Genomic DNA, 893 nt, shown 5'->3' with positions numbered 1-893 from the left:
ACTGCTGGGCGCGCGCCCGGCGGCGGCCCGCGCGGTCACCCGGACGTCGGGGGCGGCGATGCTGGGGATCGGGGCGTTTCTGCTGGTCCAGCGGCTGGCTCTCGGCGGCTGAGCCGGAAGAGGCGGATCTCCCGCTCCACCCGCGCCTGATACGTCGCATACGGCGGCCAGAACGCCAGCGCCGCCTTCCAGACGGCCGCCCGCTCCTCCCCCGTGAGCAGCCGGGCCGTCACCGGGATGTCCGCGCCCTTCCAGCTGACCTCGGCGTCCGGACGGGCGAGCAGATTGGCGGTCCACGCCGGATGGCCCGAGCGCCCGAAGTTCGACCCGATCAGGATCCAGCCGCCGTCCTCCTCGGGCATGCAGGCGAGCGGCGTACGCCGGGGCTGCCCGCTGCGCGCGCCGGTCGCGGTGAGCACGAGCCCCGGCAGCAACTGGGCGCTGACCAGGACCTTCCCTCGGGTGAGGCGGTGGACGGCCCGGTCGAGGGCGGGGATGAGGTGCGGGGCGATCTTGGCGAAAGCCGGGGTGGAGGAGACCTTCTGGACGAGGCGGACGCCGGGGTGGGACGACGGTTTCGGCCGACTGCTCCGGAAGCGGGTCACACCGTCACCTCCTTGAGGGTGAAGAGAGCGGCCCGGTCGGCCGCGTGGGCGCGCAGCCGGTGGGCGGGCCCGAACAGCAGCTCGTCGCCTGCGGCGCGCTTGAAGTACAGGTGGGCCTCGTGTTCCCAGGTGAAACCGATGCCGCCGTGGAGCTGGATCGCTTCTGCGGCGGCCGTGCGCAGGGCTTCCAGCGCCTGGGCGAGGGCGAGCCCGCCGACGCGTTCGTCCCGGCCGGTCGCCCAGGCGGCGTAGTAGGCGGCCCGCTCCGCCGCCTACTACGCCGCCTGG

General features: G+C 74.5%; 1 protein-coding gene and 1 pseudogene. Both read right to left on the bottom strand.

The features are described from left to right. Positions 1 to 35: 35 nt before the first annotated feature. Positions 36 to 605 (bottom strand): nitroreductase family deazaflavin-dependent oxidoreductase, encoded by a 570-nt coding sequence (locus BZL64_RS35940; protein WP_086773237.1) that lies wholly within the window; start codon positions 603 to 605, stop codon positions 36 to 38. After that, a pseudogene (locus BZL64_RS41650) lies at positions 602 to 877 on the bottom strand (acyl-CoA dehydrogenase family protein); the annotation flags it as partial. The gene BZL64_RS35940 and the pseudogene BZL64_RS41650, both read right to left, overlap by 4 nt. Positions 878 to 893: the final 16 nt, after the last annotated feature.

It is taken from the genome of Streptomyces bobili (genome assembly GCF_002154575.1).
In the GTDB taxonomy this organism is placed as follows: Bacteria; Actinomycetota; Actinomycetes; order Streptomycetales; family Streptomycetaceae; genus Streptomyces; species Streptomyces bobili.
This window is presented reverse-complemented; position numbering and strand designations above follow the sequence as displayed.